Below are 21,983 nucleotides of genomic sequence, written 5' to 3' on the forward strand. Positions count from 1 at the left end.
AAGCGAAAAATAAACATTAAGGAGTTTTTCAGACATGATGTACTTATTAGCAATTTTACTTCCGCCGGTAGCTGTTTTATTTTGCGGAAAGCCGTTTCAAGCGATTATTAATTTCATTTTAACCTTAATTTTTTGGGTTCCAGGAGCGATACACGCAGTTCTTGTCGTACATGATAAAAAAGCCGACAGGCGACTTAAAAAACAAGTTCAAGCGTATGATGAAATTAATAAAAGAAATAGAAGGTAAATTGCGATTGACATACAAAAAAGAAAGGGGATTTGATTCGCCTTTCTTTTTTGTATGCCAATCAAGTTTAAATTTTAGTATAGCGGTAAGAATTTTTAATATAAGTATTATGATAATAACTTTTAGAGTGTGCGTTTAATAAACCGGTGTAAATGCTTTCTGGCACATTAAAGAAATCATACATACCATTCTTTAGTTGAATACGTAAAATCATAGAAAAAGGATTATAGCCAACAGCAACTAATTTTTTTGAAATAACGGGAGATAGCTTCATCATTACGCAACTCCTTATTTTTCATTTTAGATGGTTTCTTGTAGAGAAGGGGATTGTCGTGTTGAAATCCTAATAATTAAAGGAGTATTATACTTATATGCAATATATTAAATGTTTGTTGTACGTAATTATAAGGAAGTTCACACGAAGTACATATCGTTGTGCTATTTTTATTTCACCTTTGATTTATAAATAAGAAAATATTGACCATTTGAAAAAAAGGTATATTATTTATACGAGGTATTAAAAATTCACTTCTTACATTCTATGCTTTAAGGGGCAGTATTATTAGAAAAAATAGAAGTGAAAATAGTTTGTATAAGAAGTATTCTAAAATGTATAATCTGTGAATTGGGAAAATATTGAATGCTCCAGGTCAATATACTTTCTTGATTAAATGTATTTGGGAAAGTGACCTCAATATTTTCAAGTAAATCAACGGGAGAATTGAAAGGCAGGAGAAAGTAACATGTCAGAAAATTATCGTTCTCGAGAGGAGCGACGACAAGTTCAAAAGAAAAAACAGCCAGCTTCTAAAAAAACAAAACCAAAAGGTAAAACATCGTTTTTTCGTAAATTTTTAATCAGTTGTTTACTACTTGGTATTGTAGGTTTAGTGGCAGGGGTTGCTACCTTTTTCGTAATGATTAAGGATGCACCAAAACTTGAGAAAGCAAAACTTGTTAATCCGTTATCCTCAAAAATTTATGATAAAGACGGGAATTTGGTATATGAATATGGGAAAGAAAAGCGGACGAATGTTACGTATGATCAAATCCCAAAATTAGTAGAAAATGCATTTTTAGCAACAGAAGATTCGCGTTTTTATGAGCATAGCGGAGTAGATTTTAAAGGTACTGCTCGTGCAGTTTTAGTTAGTCTTAAGGGAGATTATGGCTCTCAAGGTGGTAGTACGATAACGCAGCAAGTTATTAAAAACTACTTCTTATCGATGGAAAAAACGTCAAAACGTAAAGTTCAGGAAATATATTTAGCGTATAAGCTAGAACAACAATATTCAAAACATGAAATATTAGAGATGTATTTAAATAAAATTAATTTAGGAAACCGTTCATATGGAATCGCAACAGCAGCACAAAACTACTACGGTAAAGAATTGAAAGATTTAACATTACCAGAAGTTGCGATGCTAGCTGGCTTACCAAAAGCACCGAATAACTATGACCCAACGAAAAAAGAAAATGTTCAAAGGGCAACAGAAAGAAGAAATACTGTACTAAACTTAATGAATAGACATGGTTATATTACAAAGGCAGAAATGGAAGAAGCATCGAAAGTACCAGTGGATAAAAATATTAAGAGTGCAGCTGAACTACAAGCGATGCCATATACTGCATTTATGGATGCAGTAGTTAAAGAAGTAGAAAAGGAAATACCAGATGTTAATATTGGATCTGATGGTTTAGAAATTTATACAACATTGGATCCAAAAGCACAGAAATTAGCTGATAATATTTTGAATACAAATATTATTAATTATCCAAATGATAAATTCCAAGGTGCTTTCACATTTATGGATACGAAAACTGGAGAAGTTCGCGCTATAGGTAGTGGGCGCGGTGAAAATAAAGCAGTATTTAAAGGGCATAATATGGCGATTGAATTAGATCGTGCAGCTGGTTCAACGATGAAACCAATTTTTGATTACGCTCCTGCAATTGAATATTTAAAATGGGCTACTTATCATCAAATTGATGACTCTCCATTTAAGTATTCAACTGGCCAAGAAGTTAGAAATGCAGATAGAAGTCATTTAGGGCCAATCTCAATGCGTGAAGCACTAACAAAGTCACGTAATATCCCAGCTATTAAAACAGCTAAAGAGGTAGGTATTAGTAAATCGAAAGAGTTCTCTGAGAAATTAGGTATTACATTTAATGTAGCACCGACAGAATCAACAGCGATCGGTACAAATGAAGCGTCACCAACTGAAATTGCAGGTGCTTATGCGGCATTTGGGAATGACGGTAAGTATACGAAGCCGCATTTTGTTAAGAAAGTAGTTTATCCAGACGGCAAGTCACAAAGTTTTGGACAAAAACCAAAATCAGTTATGGCGGATTCTACAGCATATATGATTACTGATATGCTTCGTTCTGTAGTTACATCAGGTACTGGTACATCGGCAAATGTGGCCTCTTTAGATGTAGCTGGTAAAACAGGTACAACTAACTATTCTTCAAAACAACTAGCACAATATGGAATTCCAGAAAGTGCAACTCGTGATAGTTGGTTTGCAGGATATACACCGCAATATACGATGGCAGTATGGACTGGATATACGAAAGATGGTAAAGACGAGTATATTAGTAGTAAAAATACGAAAATTGCACAGTTGATCTTTAAAGAAATGATGAGCGAGATGGCTACAGATAAATCACGCTTTAAAATGCCAAGTAGTGTTATTCAAGAAGGTAGTGAATTGCGTATAAAAGGTGAAAAACGTGATTCATCTCCAAATACTAGCGTACCGGATACAACGGAACAACCAAAACAAGATCAACAGCAAAAAACTGAAGAAGAGAAAAATCAAGAGGAATTAAAGAAACAGGAAGAACTTAAGAAACAAGAAGAGCAAAAGAAACAAGATGAACTTAAGAAGCAAGAAGAGCAAAAGAAGCAAGAAGAGCAAAAGAAGCAAGAAGAGCAAAAGAAACAAGATGAACAGAATAAGCAAAATGAACAAAACAATGGAAATGGTCAAGGAACTCCAAATCCACCAACTAATGGAGGTGACCAAGGAACTCCAAATCCACCAACCACTGGAGGTGGCCAAGGAACTCCAAATCCACCAACCACTGGAGGTGGTCAAGGAACTCCAAATCCGCCAACCACTGGAGGTGGCCAAGGAACTCCAAATCCACCAACCACTGGAGGTGGTCAAGGAACTCCAAATCCACCAACCACTGGAGGTGGCCAAGAAACTCCAACCCCACCAACTACTGGCGGGAACACAGGAGAGGCTCCTTCCAATAATGGACAATAAATAATGCATTTTAAAAGCACCGAAGGTACCGGAAAAAACGGTTTCTTTGGTGCTTTTTGTATTATAAAGAGTAATATTATTTTTAAATATTAAAAGTACCATAGAAATTTTGAAAGTAAATTGATGGGAAATGATAAAAAATTTGAGTTGGCGGTATTGGATAACTAGGGCCATAAAAAGTAGTACTACTCGGGTGTGTACCATGATGCCAAAATGAAGGGGTGACTTGGTCAGTCGATTGATATTGTTGCCAAGCGGCAGGAAGTTCGATACCAACATCAGAACTAGCTGTATGAACGACAGGAACATGTATTGAGGGAGCTGATGGGACAACGGCGGTTATTCTTGGTGATACCCACATGAAAACGATCACTCCTAAGTTTAATAATAAAATAGTATATTCTTCTAAAACATATAAAGGTACATATATAGGTTTTTTGCTTAAAACATAGGCATAAAGTCGTAAGACCAACTTAAATTGATGGTAGACCATTTATTATGAAAAGATACGTCTATTAGCGGAGGGCAAGGGAACATGAAAAATATACAATTGATGTGTTGATTGTATATTTTACGTGTTTATGGAGGGATTTTAATGGAACGATTATGGACGAAATCATTTATACAAATGACTATCGCGATGTTATTTTTATTTACGGGGTTTTATTTACTTGTTCCAACGCTCCCGCTCTTTATTAAAGAGATTGGTGGAAATGAATCGCAAGTTGGACTGATGATGGGAATGTTTACAATAGCGGCAGTTGTAATACGACCGATTATTGGAGGTATGTTAGATCAATATGGTAGAAGATCTTTTATTATTTTCGGACTCATATTTTTTGGGATAACGATGTATTCGTATAATTTAGCATCGACTATTGCCCTTTTAGCTGTTTTACGCGTTATTCACGGAGTGACGTGGGCTGTTTCTACAACAGCAGTTGGAACAGCGATAACTGATATTATTCCAGATTCACGTCGTGGTGAAGGGATGGGCTGGTATGGCATGGCGATGACAATCGCGATGGCAATTGGCCCGATGATTGGATTATGGGTTGTACAAAATTATTCATTTCATGGTCTATTCTTGTTAGCAACTCTTTTATCCTTTATGGCAGTCGTATTATCGTTAATAACGAAAATGCCATTCACGCCACAAAAAGAAAAAGGGAAAATTCAGCTGTTTGAAAAATCCGTTTTATCAATAACGGTTGTTGTTTTCTTTTTATCATTTGCATATGGAGGAATAACAACATTTTTACCGTTATTCGCGTCATCAATTGATGTGAATCCTGGGACATTCTTTCTTGTATATGCAATTGCTTTAACAATTGTACGACCTATTTCAGGAAAACTATTAGATAAGTATGGAGAAGTTTTTATCATACTTCCGGCACTATGTATTACTATTTTAGCGATAGTTGTACTAACGATTTCAAATGGTTTGATAGGTGTAATGATTGCAGCGGCATTATATGGTGTTGGATTCGGTTCAGCACAGCCCGCTTTACAAGCAGCGATGCTGACAATTGTTGATCCTAGTAAAAGAGGAGTTGCTAACGCTTCATTCTTTACCGCTTTTGATTTAGGGATTGGATTAGGTGCGATTTTACTTGGAGTTGTTTCACAAATGTTTGGTTACCGTATTTTATTCGCAGGTAGTGCAATTTCAGGATTAATAGCTTTAATTATATTTGTCATTTTTGTAAAACAACGATTAGGCAAAAAAGATTTTGCGTATAAAGCATGATGAATCTATTTGATGTATTGTAAGGTACGGAGGAAATAGCTCAATTCAGCCCGGATATTCTTTAGGGATTGTTTCTGAGAAATTAGTTCGGGAAATAGTGTTAGTTGAGAAAGATGGTAGTTTATTTTTATAGATTTTGATGATCTTTCGTACTTTCAAAACTATGAATTAGTTGTAAGCTATCGTAAAGAAACGGAAGAAATTTAATTTAATTATGTAAAATAATAATTTTATTAAAAATAAATAAATTTTATATAAGAATTATATTTATGGGAGTATGAAATAAATATTATAAAAAACCGAGCTGTGCATGAGTGCAGCTCGGTTTTTTATGTTTGTTGAAGAAAAAGGGATTAAAGGTATATTTAGTGGGATTATATGGATAATTGTTATATTTCGTTTTAAAAAATTGTAAAAGGATGTCTGTCCTTTCTTTATAAAAGGTGAAAGTTATTTTTGAAAAATTGTATTATTACATCGGTAAAAGTATAGGAAACTTATCATTATAAAATAAATTGAAATCTTCCAAAAACTCTGATACATTGAAATAGAAATGTAGTTTCATATTATTGTAAAGGCTTACAGTTATGTGCACGAAGATCTATTAGGATTGGAGGAAATAATGATGAAAGCTGAAGAAAAATTTTCCCCGGGATTAGATGGTGTAGTAGCAGCGGAAACGAAAATTTCGTTTCTTGACACAGTAAAAGGTGAAATTGTAATTCAAGGGTATGATTTAATCGAACTCTCAAAAACAAAAGAGTATTTAGACATTGTGCACCTTTTATTAGAAGAACGTTTACCGAATGAGGATGAGAAAGCAACAATTGAAAAGAAATTAAAAGAAGAATATGCAGTGCCAGAAGGTGTATTCAATGTTCTAAAGGCATTGCCTAAGGAAACGCATCCTATGGATGGGCTACGTACAGGTGTGTCTGCATTAGCTGGTTACGATAGTGATATCGAAAACCGCTCGTTAGAAGTGAATAAAAGTCGAGGATACAAGCTTTTAAGTAAAGTGCCAAATATTGTAGCGAATAGCTACCATATTTTAAATAATGAGGAACCAATTGAGCCTCTTCAAGAATTGTCATATAGTGCGAATTTCTTCTATATGTTAACTGGAAAGAAACCAACTGAACTTGAAGAGAAAATCTTTGATCGTTCCCTTGTTTTATATAGTGAACATGAAATGCCAAACTCTACATTTACAGCACGCGTTATTGCATCAACGCAATCCGACTTATACGGCGCTTTAACAGGAGCAGTTGCATCCTTAAAAGGAAGTCTTCATGGCGGTGCGAATGAAGCGGTTATGTACATGCTTTTAGAAGCTGGTAATGTTGAGAAATTTGAAGAGTTATTACAGAAGAAACTATATAACAAAGAAAAAATTATGGGCTTTGGACACCGTGTTTATATGAAAAAGATGGATCCAAGAGCACTTATGATGAAGGAAGCATTAAAGCAGTTATGTGATGTGAAAGGCGATTATACACTATATGAAATGTGTGAAGCTGGAGAAAAAATTATGGAGAAGGAAAAAGGAATTTATCCGAATCTTGATTATTATGCTGCTCCAGTATATTGGATGCTTGGTATTCCAATTCAACTTTACACACCAATCTTCTTTAGTTCTAGAACAGTAGGGCTATGTGCACACGTAATTGAGCAACATGCGAACAATCGTTTGTTCCGTCCACGTGTAAATTATATTGGCGAGCGACATGCATTTAGTAAATAAAAACAACTGGGGAGTTGTTAGCGCCGCCCGCCAGATGGGTGTTTGACCGACACCCATCATTAATAATAACGAATTTTCGACAGAAAGGGAAGAATAGCATGATTAAAACAAATGAAATTAAACAAAAAGATGCATTATTAGAAGAAATTACGGACTATGTATTAAATAAAGAGGTTACAAGTGCAGAGGCATTCAGTACGGCTCGCTACGTATTACTTGATACACTTGGATGTGGAATTTTAGCACTACAATACCCAGAGTGTACAAAATTATTAGGACCAGTTGTACCAGGAACAATCGTGCCAAATGGTACACGTGTACCAGGAACATCTTATGTGCTAGATCCAGTAAAAGGCGCATTTAATATCGGATGTATGATCCGTTGGTTAGACTATAACGATACTTGGCTTGCAGCAGAGTGGGGACATCCATCTGATAACTTAGGCGGAATTTTAGCAGTTGCAGATTATATTAGCCGCGTTCGTATTTCAGAAGGAAAAGAACCATTAAAAGTACGTGAAGTACTAGAAATGATGATTAAAGCACATGAAATTCAAGGTGTACTTGCTTTAGAAAACAGTTTAAACCGTGTTGGTCTTGATCACGTATTATACGTAAAAGTAGCGACGACTGCAGTAGTTGCAAAAATGCTTGGCGGAACGCGTGAGGAAATCTTTAATGCATTATCACATGCTTGGATTGATAATTCTAGTCTTCGTACATATCGTCATGCTCCAAATACAGGTTCACGTAAATCATGGGCAGCAGGTGATGCGACGAGCCGCGGTGTTCATCTTGCAATGACTGCATTAAAAGGTGAAATGGGTTACCCAACGGCATTATCTGCACCAGGATGGGGATTCCAAGATGTGTTATTTAACAAGCAAGAATTAAAATTAGCAAGACCGCTAGAATCTTATGTAATGGAAAATGTATTATTCAAAGTGTCATTCCCAGCAGAATTCCATGCACAAACAGCTGCAGAATGTGCAGTGAAATTACATCCGGAACTTAAAGAAAGATTAGATGAAATTGATCGTATTACAATTACAACTCATGAGTCAGCAATTCGTATTATCGATAAAGAAGGTCCATTAAATAACCCAGCTGATCGCGATCATTGCTTACAATACATTACGGCAATAGGTTTATTAAAAGGAGATATCGTTGCGGATGATTATGAGGATGTAGTAGCGAATGATCCACGTGTAGATGAATTACGTAATAAGATGGTTGTTGTTGAAAACAAACAGTACAGTTTAGATTACCTTGACCCGAACAAGCGCTCAATCGCCAACGCTGTTCAAGTTCATTTTAAAGATGGTACTGTAACAGAAAATGTGGAATGTGAATACCCACTTGGCCACCGTTTCCGTAGAGACGAAGCAATTCCAAAGGTTGTTCGGAAATTCACTGCAAATATGGCAGGTCATTATTCTAGTAAGCAACAAGAAAAAATCCATGAAGCTTGTCTAAATGAAGAAAAACTAGAAAATATGAATGTAAACGAATTTGTAGATCTATTCTTAATTTAATAATAGGGGGAATTTAGAATGGCTTGGGTTGTGAATAAACAGTCAACACAAGAGGAGCTTGCGAATCGCTTCCGAGCTTTAGTAGAAGCAAATGAAATTTTGCAAATTCCAGGTGCTCATGATGCAATGGCGGCTCTTGTTGCGAAAAATACAGGTTTTTCAGCTCTATATTTATCAGGAGCTGCTTACACTGCAAGTAAAGGACTACCAGATTTAGGAATCGTGACGTCTACTGAAGTAGCAGAGAGAGCAAGGGATCTAGTTAGAGCTACAGATTTACCAGTTCTTGTTGATATTGATACAGGATTTGGTGGAGTACTAAACGTAGCGAGGACAGCTGTAGAAATGGTGGAAGCGAAAGTTGCGGCTGTTCAGATTGAAGATCAACAATTACCAAAGAAATGTGGACATTTAAATGGTAAGAAACTTGTTACTACAGAAGAATTAGTTCAAAAAATTAAAGCGATTAAAGAAGTTGCGCCAAGTTTATATATTGTAGCACGCACAGATGCTCGCGGCGTGGAAGGATTAGATGCAGCGATTGAAAGAGCGAATGCATATGTAAAAGCAGGGGCAGATGCAATATTCCCAGAAGCGCTTCAATCGGAAGAAGAATTCCGTTTATTTACTAGCAAAGTGAATGCACCTTTACTAGCAAATATGACTGAGTTCGGAAAAACACCATATTATAGTGCAGAGGAATTTGCGAATATGGGCTTCCAAATGGTAATTTATCCTGTAACTTCACTTCGTGTTGCTGCAAAAGCATATGAGAATGTGTTTACGCTAATTAAGGAAACAGGTTCTCAAAAAGATGCACTTTCTAATATGCAAACGAGAAGTGAATTATATGAAACAATTTCATATCATGACTTTGAAGAGTTAGATACTGGAATTGCAAAAACAGTATTATCTGAAGATCAATAGGTAGAAGGATTTAGGCGATGAAAATACATCTTTGGCAAAACGAACTGCTTGATGTGAAAAATCATCGCCTTCTGTTTTCAATAATAAGATATTCCACTCATCGTAGACGAGCATATGCAAAGATCAACGAAGGCCGAAATGATAGGGGGATTCAGATGGAGAAAACGAAGTTACCATGGGATGAATTTTTTTCACTCAATAAAGATGTGAATAATACTTTCTTTACACCAGAAGATTTTTCAGGGGATGAAGATTTAATTGCAAAAACGACAGAACAATTCGTTAAACAAGAAATTGTTCCACAAATTGAGAACATTGAACAACATAACTATAAAGTTTCTCGTCAATTATTTGAGAAAGCTGGGGAACTTGGATTATTAGGCATTGAGGTACCAGAAGATTATGGCGGATTCGAGTTAGGAAAGGCTGTCTCAGGTCTTGTAGCAGAAAAAATGGGTTACGCTGGTGCATTTAGCGTTTCTTTTAATATACACGCCGGTGTAGGTACATTGCCTTACATATATTATGGAACGAAAGAACAGAAAGAAAAATATTTACCGAAAATCGCATCGGGAGAATGGATTGGGGCTTATGCTTTAACTGAGCCAAATGCTGGTTCTGATGCATTAAGTGCAAAAACGAGTGCAGTATTGAATGAAGATGGTACTGCTTGGGAGTTGAATGGTGAGAAGCAGTGGATTACAAATGCTCATATGGCAGATGTATACGTTGTTTTTGCGAAGACAAATAAAGGAATGACAGCGTTTATTGTCGAAAGAACATGTGAAGGTGTATCAATAGGATTAGAAGAAAAGAAGATGGGGATTAAAGGTTCTTCAACAGCGACGCTTATTTTAGAAGATGTTGTCATCCCCGCTGAAAATATTTTAGGGGAAGTTGGGAAAGGGCATCACGTAGCTCTTAATATTCTTAACTTCGCTAGACTAAAACTTGCTTTTGGAAATATTGGAACAGCAAAACAAGCAATCGGTTTATCAGTTCAATATGGAAAAGAGCGAAAACAGTTCCAAACGGAATTAGTAGATTTTACGATGATTCAAGAGAAAATTGCCAATATGATTATTTCTACATATGGAGCAGAAAGTGCAGCTTACCGTACAGCGGGTGTAATTGATGAAGCAATTCATGAGAGTGATGAAGATCTTATGAAAAAAATGTCCCAATTTGCAATTGAATGTGCACTGAATAAAGTAAACGCTTCTGAAACACTTGCTTATATCGTAGATGAAGCTGTACAAATTCATGGTGGTTACGGTTATATGCAAGAATACGAAGTAGAACGATTATATCGTGATGCTAGGATTAGTCGTATTTTTGAAGGAACGAATGAAATTAATAGATTAACAGTTGCAAAAATGTTAATGAAGCAAATCGAGCAAATAGAAGATGCTGAAGTAGAAATTGATGTGGCAAATGTAGAAAGAAACCATCGTTACATTTTATTAGCGAAAAAATTGTTGAAACAATCTTTGAAAACGCTCTCTAAAACTCCAGGTTTAAAAATTGAGCAAGAGCAAGAATATTCACGCGTATTATCAAATATGTTGACGGACGTGTATGTCATGGAATCAGCATTTTTACGTACGAGGAAAGCAGTTAGTAAAAATGGTGAGGAAAAAGAGCGTACGAAGCAAATGATAACAGGTGTTATTTGTGAAGAAGGATATCGTAAAGTAGAAGAAGCTGCGATTTCCATTCTTTCAGCAGCTGTCACAGAAGAACAAAATAGACAAGAAATACTAGCTGAAATCCGTCAATTATTAGTGCCTTTATACTCAAACTTATTTACGAAAAAGAGAGACATTGCGAAAGTTATTATAAATCGCGGGAAATATATTGTGTAAATAGGAGGAAAGCGATATGAAAAAGATTGGTTTTATCGGTTTAGGTAACATGGGTCTTCCAATGTCTAAAAATTTAGTTAAATCTAGCTACACAGTATATGGAGTGGACTTGAATAAAGAGGCGGAAGCTTCCTTTGAAAAAGAAGGAGGAATTATCGGCCTATCAATCTCAAAACTAGCAGAGACATGCGATGTGATTTTTACAAGCTTACCATCACCTCGTGCTGTTGAAGCGGTATATTTTGGGGAAGAAGGATTATTTGAAAATAGCCACTCGAATGTAGCTTTAATTGATACAAGTACAGTATCTCCACAATTAAACAAACAATTAGAGGAATCGGCGAAGGAAAAGAAAGTAGACTTTTTAGCAGCACCTGTTAGCGGTGGGGTAATTGGTGCAGAAAACCGTACATTAACGTTTATGGTTGGTGGATCGAAAGAAGTGTATGAGAAAACTGAATCTGTCATGGAAGTACTTGGAGCGAATGTTTTCCATGTTAGTGAGCGGATTGATAGTGGTACAACTGTTAAATTAATTAACAATCTATTAATTGGTTTTTATACAGCTGGTGTGAGTGAAGCTTTAACATTAGCGAAAAAGAACAATATGGATTTAGATAAAATGTTTGATATTTTAAATGTAAGTTACGGTCAAAGTAGAATTTATGAGCGTAATTATAAAAGTTTCATTGCATCAGAAAATTATGAGCCTGGCTTTACTGTAAATTTATTAAAGAAAGATTTAGGATTTGCGGTAGATTTAGCTAAAGAAAGTGAACTTCACTTACCAGTAAGTGAGATGCTATTAAACGTATATGAAGAAGCGAGTGAGGCAGGATATGGTGAAAACGATATGGCTGCTTTATATAAGAAAGTTAGCGAACAATTAATTTCTAATCAAAAATAGTGCACTTATAAAAACCATGATAAAAAAGGAGAGAATATAATGATTACAACTGAAATTAAACGAGTGAAAAATCATATTAATGGCGAATGGGTAGAATCTACTGGTACGGAAGTAGAAGCGGTTCCGAATCCGGCAACTGGAAAAATCATCGCTTACGTTCCACTTTCTCCAAAAGAAGATGTTGAAAAAGCTGTTGAAGCGGCAAAAGCGGCATACAAAACATGGTCTAAAGTGCCAGTTCCAAATCGTTCAAGACAACTATACAAATATCTACAACTGTTACAAGAAAATAAAGATGAGCTTGCAAAAATCATTACGCTAGAAAACGGTAAAACGCTAACGGATGCAACTGGTGAAGTACAGCGTGGTATTGAAGCGGTAGAACTTGCAACATCAGCACCAAATTTAATGATGGGACAAGCCCTTCCGAATATTGCTAGTGGAATTGATGGATCGATTTGGCGCTACCCAATCGGAGTTGTTGCTGGTATTACACCGTTTAACTTCCCAATGATGATTCCATTATGGATGTTCCCACTTGCAATTGCTTGCGGTAATACATTCGTATTAAAAACATCTGAAAGAACGCCACTTTTAGCTGAGCGACTTGTAGAGTTATTCTATGAAGCTGGTTTTCCAAAAGGGGTATTAAATTTAGTACAAGGCGGAAAAGATGTTGTAAATAGTATTTTAGAAAATAAAGATATTCAAGCAGTTTCGTTTGTTGGCTCTGAGCCAGTGGCACGCTACGTATATGAAACTGGTACAAAAAATGGTAAACGTGTACAAGCGTTAGCAGGTGCGAAAAATCATGCGATTGTAATGCCAGATTGCAATCTTGAAAAAACAGTACAAGGTGTAATTGGGTCTGCGTTCGCAAGTAGTGGAGAGCGCTGCATGGCATGTTCAGTAGTAGCAGTAGTTGATGAAATTGCTGATGAATTCATTGATGTATTAGTAGCGGAAACGAAGAAGTTAAAAGTAGGTGACGGTTTCAACGAAGATAATTATGTTGGACCATTAATCCGTGAATCTCATAAAGAACGTGTTTTAGGCTATATTAATAGTGGTGTAGCAGATGGAGCAACTTTACTAGTAGATGGCCGTAAAATCAATGAAGAAGTTGGAGAAGGTTACTTTGTTGGTGCAACAATCTTTGATGGTGTAAATCAAGAAATGAAAATTTGGCAAGATGAAATTTTCGCTCCGGTATTAAGTATTGTAAGAGTAAAAGATTTAGAAGAAGGTATTAAGCTGACAAATCAATCGAAATTTGCGAATGGTGCTGTTATTTATACATCAAATGGAAAACATGCACAAACATTCCGAGACAATATTGATGCTGGTATGATTGGTGTAAACGTTAATGTTCCAGCACCAATGGCATTCTTCGCATTTGCAGGAAACAAAGCTTCATTCTTTGGAGATCTTGGTACAAATGGTACGGATGGCGTTCAATTTTATACACGTAAAAAAGTTGTAACTGAGCGCTGGTTTTAATAAAGTGAAATGATAATGAGTGGGGTGCATTCCCACTCATTATAAAAATAATACAAACGAAAATACACTACTCATAATGGAGTAGTGTATTTTCGTTTGTATTGTGTTAACTATTTCTTTCAAAGGCTAATTTAATACCAAACCCAATTAAGACGATTCCTGTAATCCCTTGAATATAACGCTGTGTCTTCGGTTTTTTCATAAAAGCACTAATTTTATCAATTAAAAATATATAAAAAGCAAACCAAATGACGGTTAAAATGAGATAAGTAAGTCCCATAACGAGAAGTTGTATAAATGTATTATGATTTGGATTTAAAAACTGTGGTAAAAAAGTTAAAAAGAAGACTGCAATCTTAGGGTTTAGTAAATTTGTAAGAAACCCTTGGCGAAAGCAAGAAGTATGTTTATTGTCATTATTTATTGGAACGTCATTTGTATTGAAGTCTTCTGTGTTTCTTACTGCTAAAAGGGCTTTAATACCAATATAGACTAAATATACAGCACCAACATATTTAAAAATAGAAAATAAAAGAGCAGACTTTACAATAAGTGCTGAAAGACCAATTACAGCAGCTAAAGTGTGAATTAAAAGCGCAACACAAGTACCAAAAACAGTTTTTACGCCGCCGATTTTGCCGGCAATCAATGTGTTTTTCGTAGCCATTGCTGTATCAGGACCGGGTAGAATAATAAGACATATAGACATAATAATAAACAGAAAAAAATTTTCCATAATGTTATCCGCCTTCCTTTTTTGTTTTTAGAAAATTCGATTAACGTTAGTTTAACATACATTTTAGTTAAATAAAATTAAATTATATTTAAAATTATTTAACTAAAAAGAAGAGGCAATATAGAGTAGCTGAGAGTGTGCTACAATATATGGCCTCTTTGTTTAAGCGTTAAGTAAGTTAAAGAATCGATTTACATCTTCTTCTGAAACATCACTTAATTGTTTATATTTATAATTTGGATTTTGGTCTTTATCAACTACAACGGAGCGTACTCCTTCAAAGAAATCTTCATGTCGCATGAAGTTTTTAGCGAGTATAAGATCTGTCGCGAAACATTCTTCAACTGACTTTTCTTGGCCATCAATAAACTGTTTTAATGTTACCTTTAATGAAACAGGGGATTTGGATAATAGCTTTTCTTTCGTTGTTTGGGCAAATGGACTTTGATCTTTCTCTAACGATTGAATGATTCCCTCAATTGTATCGAATGCAAAATGCGAATTAATTTCTTCTACTGAAGAAGAAAGATTGCCATCTAAGTTTGGAGCAGTTGCAAATGTACGAATAACTTCTTTTAAATGAGTATGTACATCTTCTTTTTTCCAATTTACATTTTCAAGTGCGGTAAGGAAATTTGGTAATGAATCTGATGTCATAAAGTAATCAGCAGCGTTAATATATAATACATCAGGAGCTTTTAAAATAGATGCCGTTAAAGCAACATATCGACCAGTATATCCAGGCGCTTTATTTAAGAAATAAGCAGCACCGACATCCGGGAAGAAACCGATGTTCATTTCAGGCATTGCCCACTTCGTACGCTCTGTTACAATTCGATACGTCGCTCCATTTGTCAGACCGACACCACCGCCCATTACAATTCCATCTAAACAAGCGATAATTGGTTTTTTGTATTGATAAATAAATGTATCAATTTCATATTCTTCTTCAAAAAACTGCTCTGCATGTTGTAATGCAACTTCGTTAGAACGTGCTTCGTATAGCGTTTTAATATCACCACCTGCACAAAAACCTTTCGTCCCAGCTCCTTTTAAAACGATGAGTTCAATACGCTCATCTTGCTCCCATTCTTTAAGTTTTTGCCCAATTGGTTGTAACATGTCATAGGATAAAGAATTAAGTGCTTTTGGACGGTTTAAAGTAATAGATGCAACGCCGTTTTCGCTAACAGAAAATAAAACGTGTTCAGTCATTATAAATCCTCCCTTACTTATCTTTCTATTCTTATTTCTTGATACATGCTGAAATGTCCTCTATAATTTTTGTCTAAATTAGGTGCTTAGTGTTAGTATTTATCGCATATTTTGACGAGTTATATTTGCAGGATTTCAGAGAATGAAGAGGAATATTACAACATTACTGTAAGTGCTATCATTTGAAAATGTCGTGTTGAAGGCGCTATTATATGTATAACTTATATTGAGTTAGTATACGTGGCGTAAATTAAAGAGTGGATGTAGAAAAAGTTAAAAGGCTGAATTATCTAACTTTTAAAGAGCGCGGGGTTTGTATATAATTAGAAATAGAGAAAGGAGAGATCGGAATGCCAGGACCTTTACTATTGTCGGTTATTATTTTGTCATCTCTTATGGTAGGAATTACACAGTATTTTCATCATACAGATACGACAGAAGAAGTGAAGGCTAAGGTACGTCTCGTGTTTCCGATTTTTATAATATCTATTTCCATATGCTTTTTATTAAATAAAGATGGGTATGTTGTGGCCGTATTTGCGTTTTTTGTAGCGATTGTCCTAATAACTGTATTGTACTACGTTATGAAAGAGTACTTACAAAAATAAGGATGCCTGAAAGGGCATTTTTATTTTTGTAGATTAATAATTTCACATACCGTATTTCATATAAAAAAACATAAAATATTTATAATTAAAAAAGTATGTACATCGCGGTGTATTTACTTGTCAATCTTGCATGACCACTATACTATTAAAATGTAGAGATTAGAAAAAAGGGGTTGTATCTAGCATGAAATTTGAGATGCATACAAAAATTATTTCAAATGAAAAAGAAGTAAGATTACATATAGAAGATAATTTATTTCAATTAATTTTAGATGGTTATCATCTATTTACTATTCAAGAAATATTGCCTTTATATAAATCAAACGAAGAAAGAATCGGTAGTGCAATTGTCCAAAAGTTAGAATGGGAGAACGGAAAAACTACACTAAACTATCAGCTTGTTTCACTACAATCAGTAAACTAAAAGGAGAAGGGTAATATGAAGTTTTTTCATACAGCGGATTGGCATTTAGGTAAGCTTGTTCATGGTGTATATATGACTGAAGATCAAAAAATTGTGTTAGATCAGTTTGTACAAGCTGTTGAAGAGGAAAAACCGGATGCTGTAATTATTGCAGGAGATTTATATGACCGAGCAATTCCACCTACAGAAGCAGTAGACTTATTAAATGATGTATTACAAAAGATAGTTATTGATTTACAAACACCAATAATCGCAGTTGCAGGAAACCACGATAGTCCGGACCGCATACATTTTGGTAGTAATTTAATGAAAAAACAAGGATTACATATTGTTGGACAATTCCAGTTTCCATACAATCCTGTTGTTTTAAATGATGAATACGGAGAGGTTCATTTCCATCTCGTTCCGTATGCAGATCCAAGTATTGTTAGACATATATTGAAAAATGAAGATGTTCGTTCTCATGATGATGCGATGCGTATTTTTATGAACGAACTCTCTGAAACGATGGATAAAGAAGCGAGACACATATTTGTAGGACATGCATTTGTAACTTCTTCAGGAGAGGCAGAGGAAAATACGAGTGATGCGGAACGACCACTTTCAATTGGTGGTGCTGAATATGTAAATAGCCATTATTTTGATAAATTTCATTACACGGCGCTTGGCCATTTACATCAAGCGCATTTTGTACGTAATGAGACAATTCGTTATTCAGGTTCACCACTTGCATATTCTATTTCTGAAGAAAAGCATAAAAAAGGATATTATATTGTGGAACTGGATGAAAAAGGTGAAACAACAATTGAAAAACGTTTACTTACACCACGTCGTAAAATGCGTACAGTAGAAGCGAAAATAGACGATTTATTGCTTCATCCAGTGAGTGAAGATTATGTATTTGTGAAATTATTAGATGAAAATCCTGTCTTGCAGCCAATGGAAAAAATACGTTCTGTATACCCAAATGCAATGCATGTTGAAAGATCTATTCAAAGACGAGAGTTCACAGATGAAAATGAAGTAACTGTTTCAAGACATAAAACGGATGATTTATCTCTTTTAAAAGCATTTTATAAAGAAATGAAAGGGCTAGATCTATCAGAAGAGAAAGAACGTCTATTTTTAGATGTTTTGCAAACAGTGCAAGAACGGGAAGGTGAGCGAGGATGAGACCGATTCAGCTTATAATGACCGCGTTTGGTCCATATAAACAGAAAGAAGTAATCGATTTTAAAGATCTTGGTGAGCATCGTATTTTCGCTATTTCTGGAAATACAGGAGCTGGAAAGACAACGATTTTTGATGCGATTTGTTATGTATTATATGGAGAGGCTAGTGGAGAAGAGCGCAGTGATACAAACATGCTTCGTAGCCAATTTGCTGATGATGATGTTTATACAAGTGTGGAATTAACTTTTCAATTAAAAGGAAAAAGTTATGAAATTAAACGACAACTGGGCCATAAAAAACAAGGAAATAAAACAATTACAGGACATGCAGTCGAATTATATGAAGTAATTGATGAGGAGAAAGTTCCATGTGTCGATCGTTTTCATGTAACGGATGTAAATAAAAAAGTTGAAGATTTAATTGGATTAAGTAAACATCAATTTAGCCAAATTGTCATGTTACCGCAAGGAGAGTTCCGAAAATTATTAACATCTGAAACGGAAAATAAAGAAGAAATACTACGCCGCATTTTTAAAACAGATCGTTATAAATTAATGCGTGAGATATTAGATCAAAAGCGTAAACAATGGAAAGACGTCTTACAAGAAAAACAAAAAGAACGTGAGCTATATTTCCGTAATGTATTTAAATTACCAATACGTGATGGGGCATTATTAGAGACATTAGTGGAGCAAGAGCATGTAAATACACATCAAGTAGTAGAGGCATTAGAACAAGAAACTATTTGGTATAATGCAGAGGTTGAGCAATTACACTTAGAACAAAATGACAAAACGAAACAATTAAAAGAAGCAGAGGCACGTTTTCATGCAGCAAAAGCTGTAAATGAGAAATTCAAAGATTTAGAACAAAAGAATGAGAAGTACAGTATTTTACAAGAAAACCGTGCCGTAATCGAAATGAAAGAAAAATCTTTTAAACATGCGGAACAGGCGAAGCGATTATTACCATTTGAGCAATGGTATGAGGAAGCGATGCAATATGAACAGCAGTCTGAAAGTTTGTTAAAACAGATAATCGCAAAAAAAGAGCATATAATGAACAGTTTTGCACTTGCTCAGGAGAAATATGAAGCATTAAAGAATAAGGCATCCGAGCGAGAAAATGCTAAAAAACAAGTTCAAAGACTAGAAGAGTTACAGCCAATTATTGCATCATTAGCTGAGAAAAAGTTAAATTTGCAAAATGCTGAAATTCACATAGGAAAATTAAAAGAAGGTATGCAAAAGTTAGATGAACAACTAGAAGCGCATAAAAATGAAAAACAAAGAATGTCTGGCGAATTACAGCAATTAGAAGCAGCGCTTGAACAATATGTAGCTAAAGTAGAAGAACTAACGAATATGCGAGAAGATGCAAAAGTATTAAAGCAGGCATATGATGTATGGCAAGAAAAACAAAAATACGAGCTAGAAAAAGAAAGTGCGTTTCATAAGATGCAACAGGCAGTTAGTACATATGAAAATATGGAACGCCGCTGGTTAAGTGAACAAGCTGGTATATTAGCTCTTCATTTACATGATGGTGAATCTTGTCCAGTATGTGGTAGTATGGACCACCCGAAAAAAGCTACAGAGCAAAGTAATGCAATTGATGAAAAAGAGTTAAATGAGCTAAGAGAAAAGAAAACTATTGCGGAAAAATTACATGTTCAATTAGAAGAAAAGTGGAATTTCTATCGAGTTCAATATGAACAAGTGATAGAAGAAGTGCTAAAGCGAGGCTATCGCTCAGAAGAATTAGTAGAAACATATAGTGCGCTCGTTCAAAAAGGAAAGCAATTAGCAGCAGAAGTTAATGCGTTAAAAGCAAGTGAAGAAACGCGTAAGCAAATTGCTGTGAATATAAAAAGCGTAGAAGAAAAAGTAGAAGAACTCCAGAAACAAAAGCGTGAAGTAGAAACTGTGCAGCACCGTACTGAAATGGAGTGTATGCAGCTTCGTACGTCATATGAACATGATAAGCAAAATATTCCGGAAAGCTTGCAAACGGTACAAGCTTGGAAAGTACAGTTTGACCAAGCTCTGCAAGAACTTAGGTTAATGGAAGATGAATGGGAGAAAGTACAAGAGGCGTATCAACATTGGCAAAATGAAAATATACGTATTCAAGCAGAACATGATAATGCTTCTAATCAATTTAATAGTGCAAAAGAGAAGAAAGAAGAGACTTTCACACGCTTTATGAAAGAGCTAGAACAAAGCGGATTTACAGATCAATTAACATATAAAGAATCCAAATTAAATGATGCTGAGATGGATAAGTTACAACAAGAAATCCAAAGTTATTACTCATCTCTAGAAGTACTTACAAAACAAATTGAAGAATTAAAAGCAGACTTAAAAGATAAAGAGTATATGGACATTTCTTCATTAGATGAGCAAGTGAAAGAATTGGAAATTAGCCTTGATATTATTAAAGAAAAACGACAACGTGCTCAAAACGCCGTATCATATATTACGGATTTACATGAAAATATTAAACGAATTGATGAACAAATTCATGAGGAAGAAAAAGCATTCCAAGAACTTGTTGATTTATATGAAGTAATGAAAGGGGATAACGATAGTCGTATATCCTTTGAACGTTACATCTTAATTGAGTATTTAGAACAAATTGTTCAAATTGCGAACGAACGACTACGTAAATTATCAAATGGACAATTTTATTTAAAACGAAGCGAACGAGTTGAAAAGAGGAATCGACAAAGTGGATTAGGATTAGATGTATATGATGCATATACAGGTCAAACCCGAGATGTAAAAACATTATCTGGCGGTGAGAAATTTAACGCATCACTTTGCTTAGCACTTGGAATGGCAGATGTAATTCAAGCGTATGAGGGTGGTATTTCCATCGAAACGATGTTTATCGATGAAGGATTCGGCTCATTAGATGAAGAGTCATTAACGAAAGCAGTTGACGCCCTAATCGACTTGCAAAAATCAGGTCGCTTTATCGGTGTAATTTCACACGTTCAAGAACTGAAAAATGCAATGCCAGCTGTATTAGAAGTAACGAAGCAGAAGGATGGGTGTAGTCAGACGAGGTTTGTGGTGAAATAAGCTTGTCAAATTGAAAGTATCTATCCTTACTTTGAACATTGTACCAAATTGTTATAACGTTTTTTCAATTAAGTTCAAATGAATTTAATAATGTTTTTATATAAAGCCGTCTCTATAGTAGAGGCGGCATCTTTATTATTTAAAGGAATGAATGATGCAATTATGAATCATTTGAAGAAGGTGGCGTATTTGCCAAACGGTTATAACTTTTAAAAGCTGAAATTGCAGATATAACACCACCTGTTAAAAATAAAGCTGAACCACCAACTAAAATAATACGACTGACATATGTTTCACGAGCTTCTTCAACTTGTTCTTGTGACGGTGTTGGCATATAAAGTCCCCCTCAATAAGAATGTGTTTTGCAATAGTATATACAAATGCCTAAAATATGTTAAAATCACTGGATAGTATTATGAGGAAGTATATAGTTAGATGTGAATTGTTTGAAAAATCTTCATTATAAATTTATGCTAACTTCACATAGAGCACAAATTGAAATTGTATTATGTATATGTACCAAATAGATGAAATTGTATAGTATTGCTGTTTTTAAATAATCGAAATCCTATTATTTCTATATAAGGGTCTTAATTGTATATTAGAGATAATATTTTATTTAGAAGCAGATTTTAATAAAAAGGAATTCAAATAAAAGGGGAATGTCTTATGACAACATATACGAGCGAGATAAAAAAAAGTTTAGTAACTGAAGAAGATGTGGATATTTTAAAAATAATGGCACATCCAATACGATTACAAATTGTAAATGAATTAAGTGCACGCAAAACTTGTAATGTAACACAATTAACAGAAATATTAAATATTCCTCAATCGACTGTTTCGCAGCATTTATCAAAAATGAAAGGTAAAGTGCTAAGAGCTGAGAGACGAGGGTTAGAAATTTATTATTATATTAATAATTTAAAAGCAAGCAAGATTGTTAGTGTTTTAGGATATGTAAATTAATGAATTGTTATTATAC

At 34.8% G+C, this 21,983-nt stretch carries 19 protein-coding genes and 1 pseudogene; 15 read left to right on the forward strand and 5 right to left on the reverse strand.

What is annotated here, in order from left to right; genetic code table 11:
- Positions 1–34 precede the first annotated feature (34 nt).
- Entirely contained in the window at positions 35–247 is a 213-nt protein-coding gene (locus QCI77_RS11595; RefSeq protein WP_002085763.1) for a YqaE/Pmp3 family membrane protein, read from the forward strand.
- Positions 248–314: 67 nt separating this feature from the next.
- Here QCI77_RS11595 and QCI77_RS11600 read toward each other — a convergent pair whose 3' ends face one another.
- On the reverse strand, positions 315–524 hold the full coding sequence (locus QCI77_RS11600; protein ID WP_002085762.1) for a KTSC domain-containing protein: 210 nt from the start codon (positions 522–524) through the stop codon (positions 315–317).
- A gap of 466 nt (positions 525–990) precedes the next feature.
- On the opposite strand from QCI77_RS11600, the gene QCI77_RS11605 reads away from it, so the two are divergent.
- The gene (locus QCI77_RS11605) at positions 991–3,528 is read left to right on the forward strand and encodes a PBP1A family penicillin-binding protein (RefSeq protein ID WP_353824938.1); all 2,538 of its coding nucleotides are present in this window, start codon (positions 991–993) and stop codon (positions 3,526–3,528) included.
- Between the two features lie 82 nt (positions 3,529–3,610).
- Here the strand turns inward: QCI77_RS11605 and QCI77_RS11610 are convergent, their stop codons facing one another.
- Complete coding sequence (locus tag QCI77_RS11610; protein WP_002085760.1) at positions 3,611–3,889, reverse strand: hypothetical protein; 279 nt, start codon at positions 3,887–3,889, stop codon at positions 3,611–3,613.
- Positions 3,890–4,123: 234 nt separating this feature from the next.
- On the opposite strand from QCI77_RS11610, the gene QCI77_RS11615 reads away from it, so the two are divergent.
- The 8 genes and pseudogenes from QCI77_RS11615 to QCI77_RS11650 all read left to right on the forward strand — a co-directional run bounded on the left by QCI77_RS11615 (position 4,124) and on the right by QCI77_RS11650 (position 13,756).
- Positions 4,124–5,278: an MFS transporter gene (locus tag QCI77_RS11615; protein WP_002127274.1), complete on the forward strand. Its 1,155-nt coding sequence runs from the start codon at positions 4,124–4,126 to the stop codon at positions 5,276–5,278.
- Positions 5,259–5,485, forward strand: a pseudogene (locus QCI77_RS11620) (HesB/YadR/YfhF family protein). Before QCI77_RS11615 ends, QCI77_RS11620 begins: the two are co-directional and overlap by 20 nt.
- A 415-nt stretch (positions 5,486–5,900) precedes the next feature.
- Positions 5,901–7,022 (forward strand): citrate synthase, encoded by a 1,122-nt coding sequence (mmgD, locus tag QCI77_RS11625; RefSeq protein ID WP_002127276.1) that lies wholly within the window; start codon positions 5,901–5,903, stop codon positions 7,020–7,022.
- Between the two features lie 98 nt (positions 7,023–7,120).
- Positions 7,121–8,557, forward strand: a complete 1,437-nt coding sequence (gene prpD, locus QCI77_RS11630; protein WP_002085755.1) for a 2-methylcitrate dehydratase — start codon at positions 7,121–7,123, stop codon at positions 8,555–8,557.
- Positions 8,558–8,575: 18 nt separating this feature from the next.
- Positions 8,576–9,484 (forward strand): methylisocitrate lyase, encoded by a 909-nt coding sequence (prpB, locus tag QCI77_RS11635; RefSeq protein ID WP_002031847.1) that lies wholly within the window; start codon positions 8,576–8,578, stop codon positions 9,482–9,484.
- Between the two features lie 155 nt (positions 9,485–9,639).
- Positions 9,640–11,349 carry an acyl-CoA dehydrogenase family protein gene (locus tag QCI77_RS11640; protein WP_201052060.1) on the forward strand — a complete coding sequence of 570 codons (1,710 nt, stop codon included), beginning with the start codon at positions 9,640–9,642 and terminating at the stop codon, positions 11,347–11,349.
- 16 nt (positions 11,350–11,365) lie between these two features.
- Positions 11,366–12,256 (forward strand): NAD(P)-dependent oxidoreductase, encoded by an 891-nt coding sequence (locus QCI77_RS11645; protein ID WP_353824939.1) that lies wholly within the window; start codon positions 11,366–11,368, stop codon positions 12,254–12,256.
- Positions 12,257–12,295: 39 nt separating this feature from the next.
- Positions 12,296–13,756 carry a CoA-acylating methylmalonate-semialdehyde dehydrogenase gene (locus tag QCI77_RS11650; protein WP_016126890.1) on the forward strand — a complete coding sequence of 487 codons (1,461 nt, stop codon included), beginning with the start codon at positions 12,296–12,298 and terminating at the stop codon, positions 13,754–13,756.
- Between the two features lie 106 nt (positions 13,757–13,862).
- Here QCI77_RS11650 and QCI77_RS11655 read toward each other — a convergent pair whose 3' ends face one another.
- Both QCI77_RS11655 and QCI77_RS11660 read right to left on the reverse strand, forming a co-directional pair.
- Positions 13,863–14,495 carry a LysE family translocator gene (locus QCI77_RS11655; protein WP_088032889.1) on the reverse strand — a complete coding sequence of 211 codons (633 nt, stop codon included), beginning with the start codon at positions 14,493–14,495 and terminating at the stop codon, positions 13,863–13,865.
- A gap of 159 nt (positions 14,496–14,654) precedes the next feature.
- Positions 14,655–15,707, reverse strand: coding sequence for an enoyl-CoA hydratase/isomerase family protein (locus QCI77_RS11660; protein WP_002065275.1), 1,053 nt, complete (start codon positions 15,705–15,707; stop codon positions 14,655–14,657).
- Positions 15,708–16,057: 350 nt separating this feature from the next.
- Here QCI77_RS11660 and QCI77_RS11665 point away from each other — a divergent pair, with 350 nt between their 5' ends.
- The 4 genes from QCI77_RS11665 (at position 16,058) to QCI77_RS11680 (ending at position 20,998) form a co-directional block, all read left to right on the forward strand.
- The gene (locus QCI77_RS11665; protein WP_002012747.1) at positions 16,058–16,315 is read left to right on the forward strand and encodes a hypothetical protein; all 258 of its coding nucleotides are present in this window, start codon (positions 16,058–16,060) and stop codon (positions 16,313–16,315) included.
- A 184-nt stretch (positions 16,316–16,499) separates the two neighbouring features.
- Positions 16,500–16,739 (forward strand): DUF2584 family protein, encoded by a 240-nt coding sequence (locus QCI77_RS11670; protein WP_002085739.1) that lies wholly within the window; start codon positions 16,500–16,502, stop codon positions 16,737–16,739.
- A gap of 15 nt (positions 16,740–16,754) precedes the next feature.
- Positions 16,755–17,912 (forward strand): exonuclease SbcCD subunit D, encoded by a 1,158-nt coding sequence (locus QCI77_RS11675; protein ID WP_002012752.1) that lies wholly within the window; start codon positions 16,755–16,757, stop codon positions 17,910–17,912.
- Positions 17,909–20,998, forward strand: coding sequence for an AAA family ATPase (locus tag QCI77_RS11680; RefSeq protein WP_353824940.1), 3,090 nt, complete (start codon positions 17,909–17,911; stop codon positions 20,996–20,998). The genes QCI77_RS11675 and QCI77_RS11680 overlap by 4 nt, the downstream gene beginning before the upstream one ends.
- A 160-nt stretch (positions 20,999–21,158) precedes the next feature.
- Here QCI77_RS11680 and QCI77_RS11685 read toward each other — a convergent pair whose 3' ends face one another.
- On the reverse strand, positions 21,159–21,332 hold the full coding sequence (locus QCI77_RS11685; RefSeq protein WP_002157923.1) for a hypothetical protein: 174 nt from the start codon (positions 21,330–21,332) through the stop codon (positions 21,159–21,161).
- Positions 21,333–21,667: 335 nt separating this feature from the next.
- Here QCI77_RS11685 and QCI77_RS11690 point away from each other — a divergent pair, with 335 nt between their 5' ends.
- On the forward strand, positions 21,668–21,967 hold the full coding sequence (locus QCI77_RS11690) for an ArsR/SmtB family transcription factor (protein WP_002012759.1): 300 nt from the start codon (positions 21,668–21,670) through the stop codon (positions 21,965–21,967).
- Positions 21,968–21,983 lie beyond the last annotated feature (16 nt).

This window comes from Bacillus cereus group sp. MG9 (assembly GCF_040459995.1).
GTDB classification, from domain to species: domain Bacteria; phylum Bacillota; class Bacilli; order Bacillales; family Bacillaceae_G; genus Bacillus_A; species Bacillus_A mycoides.

What these genes read in the sequence shown, in the direction of transcription:
- prpB (WP_002031847.1), top strand. Translation starts at nt 8,576, where the DNA reads ATGGCTTGGGTTGTGAATAAACAGTCAACACAAGAGGAGCTTGCGAAT.
- QCI77_RS11600 (WP_002085762.1), bottom strand. Translation starts at nt 524, where the DNA reads ATGATGAAGCTATCTCCCGTTATTTCAAAAAAATTAGTTGCTGTTGGC.
- QCI77_RS11610 (WP_002085760.1), bottom strand. Translation starts at nt 3,889, where the DNA reads ATGTGGGTATCACCAAGAATAACCGCCGTTGTCCCATCAGCTCCCTCA.
- QCI77_RS11680 (WP_353824940.1), top strand. Translation starts at nt 17,909, where the DNA reads ATGAGACCGATTCAGCTTATAATGACCGCGTTTGGTCCATATAAACAG.
- QCI77_RS11650 (WP_016126890.1), top strand. Translation starts at nt 12,296, where the DNA reads ATGATTACAACTGAAATTAAACGAGTGAAAAATCATATTAATGGCGAA.
- QCI77_RS11595 (WP_002085763.1), top strand. Translation starts at nt 35, where the DNA reads ATGATGTACTTATTAGCAATTTTACTTCCGCCGGTAGCTGTTTTATTT.
- QCI77_RS11605 (WP_353824938.1), top strand. Translation starts at nt 991, where the DNA reads ATGTCAGAAAATTATCGTTCTCGAGAGGAGCGACGACAAGTTCAAAAG.
- QCI77_RS11615 (WP_002127274.1), top strand. Translation starts at nt 4,124, where the DNA reads ATGGAACGATTATGGACGAAATCATTTATACAAATGACTATCGCGATG.
- QCI77_RS11660 (WP_002065275.1), bottom strand. Translation starts at nt 15,707, where the DNA reads ATGACTGAACACGTTTTATTTTCTGTTAGCGAAAACGGCGTTGCATCT.
- QCI77_RS11675 (WP_002012752.1), top strand. Translation starts at nt 16,755, where the DNA reads ATGAAGTTTTTTCATACAGCGGATTGGCATTTAGGTAAGCTTGTTCAT.
- mmgD (WP_002127276.1), top strand. Translation starts at nt 5,901, where the DNA reads ATGATGAAAGCTGAAGAAAAATTTTCCCCGGGATTAGATGGTGTAGTA.
- prpD (WP_002085755.1), top strand. Translation starts at nt 7,121, where the DNA reads ATGATTAAAACAAATGAAATTAAACAAAAAGATGCATTATTAGAAGAA.
- QCI77_RS11670 (WP_002085739.1), top strand. Translation starts at nt 16,500, where the DNA reads ATGAAATTTGAGATGCATACAAAAATTATTTCAAATGAAAAAGAAGTA.
- QCI77_RS11690 (WP_002012759.1), top strand. Translation starts at nt 21,668, where the DNA reads ATGACAACATATACGAGCGAGATAAAAAAAAGTTTAGTAACTGAAGAA.
- QCI77_RS11685 (WP_002157923.1), bottom strand. Translation starts at nt 21,332, where the DNA reads ATGCCAACACCGTCACAAGAACAAGTTGAAGAAGCTCGTGAAACATAT.
- QCI77_RS11640 (WP_201052060.1), top strand. Translation starts at nt 9,640, where the DNA reads ATGGAGAAAACGAAGTTACCATGGGATGAATTTTTTTCACTCAATAAA.
- QCI77_RS11665 (WP_002012747.1), top strand. Translation starts at nt 16,058, where the DNA reads ATGCCAGGACCTTTACTATTGTCGGTTATTATTTTGTCATCTCTTATG.
- QCI77_RS11645 (WP_353824939.1), top strand. Translation starts at nt 11,366, where the DNA reads ATGAAAAAGATTGGTTTTATCGGTTTAGGTAACATGGGTCTTCCAATG.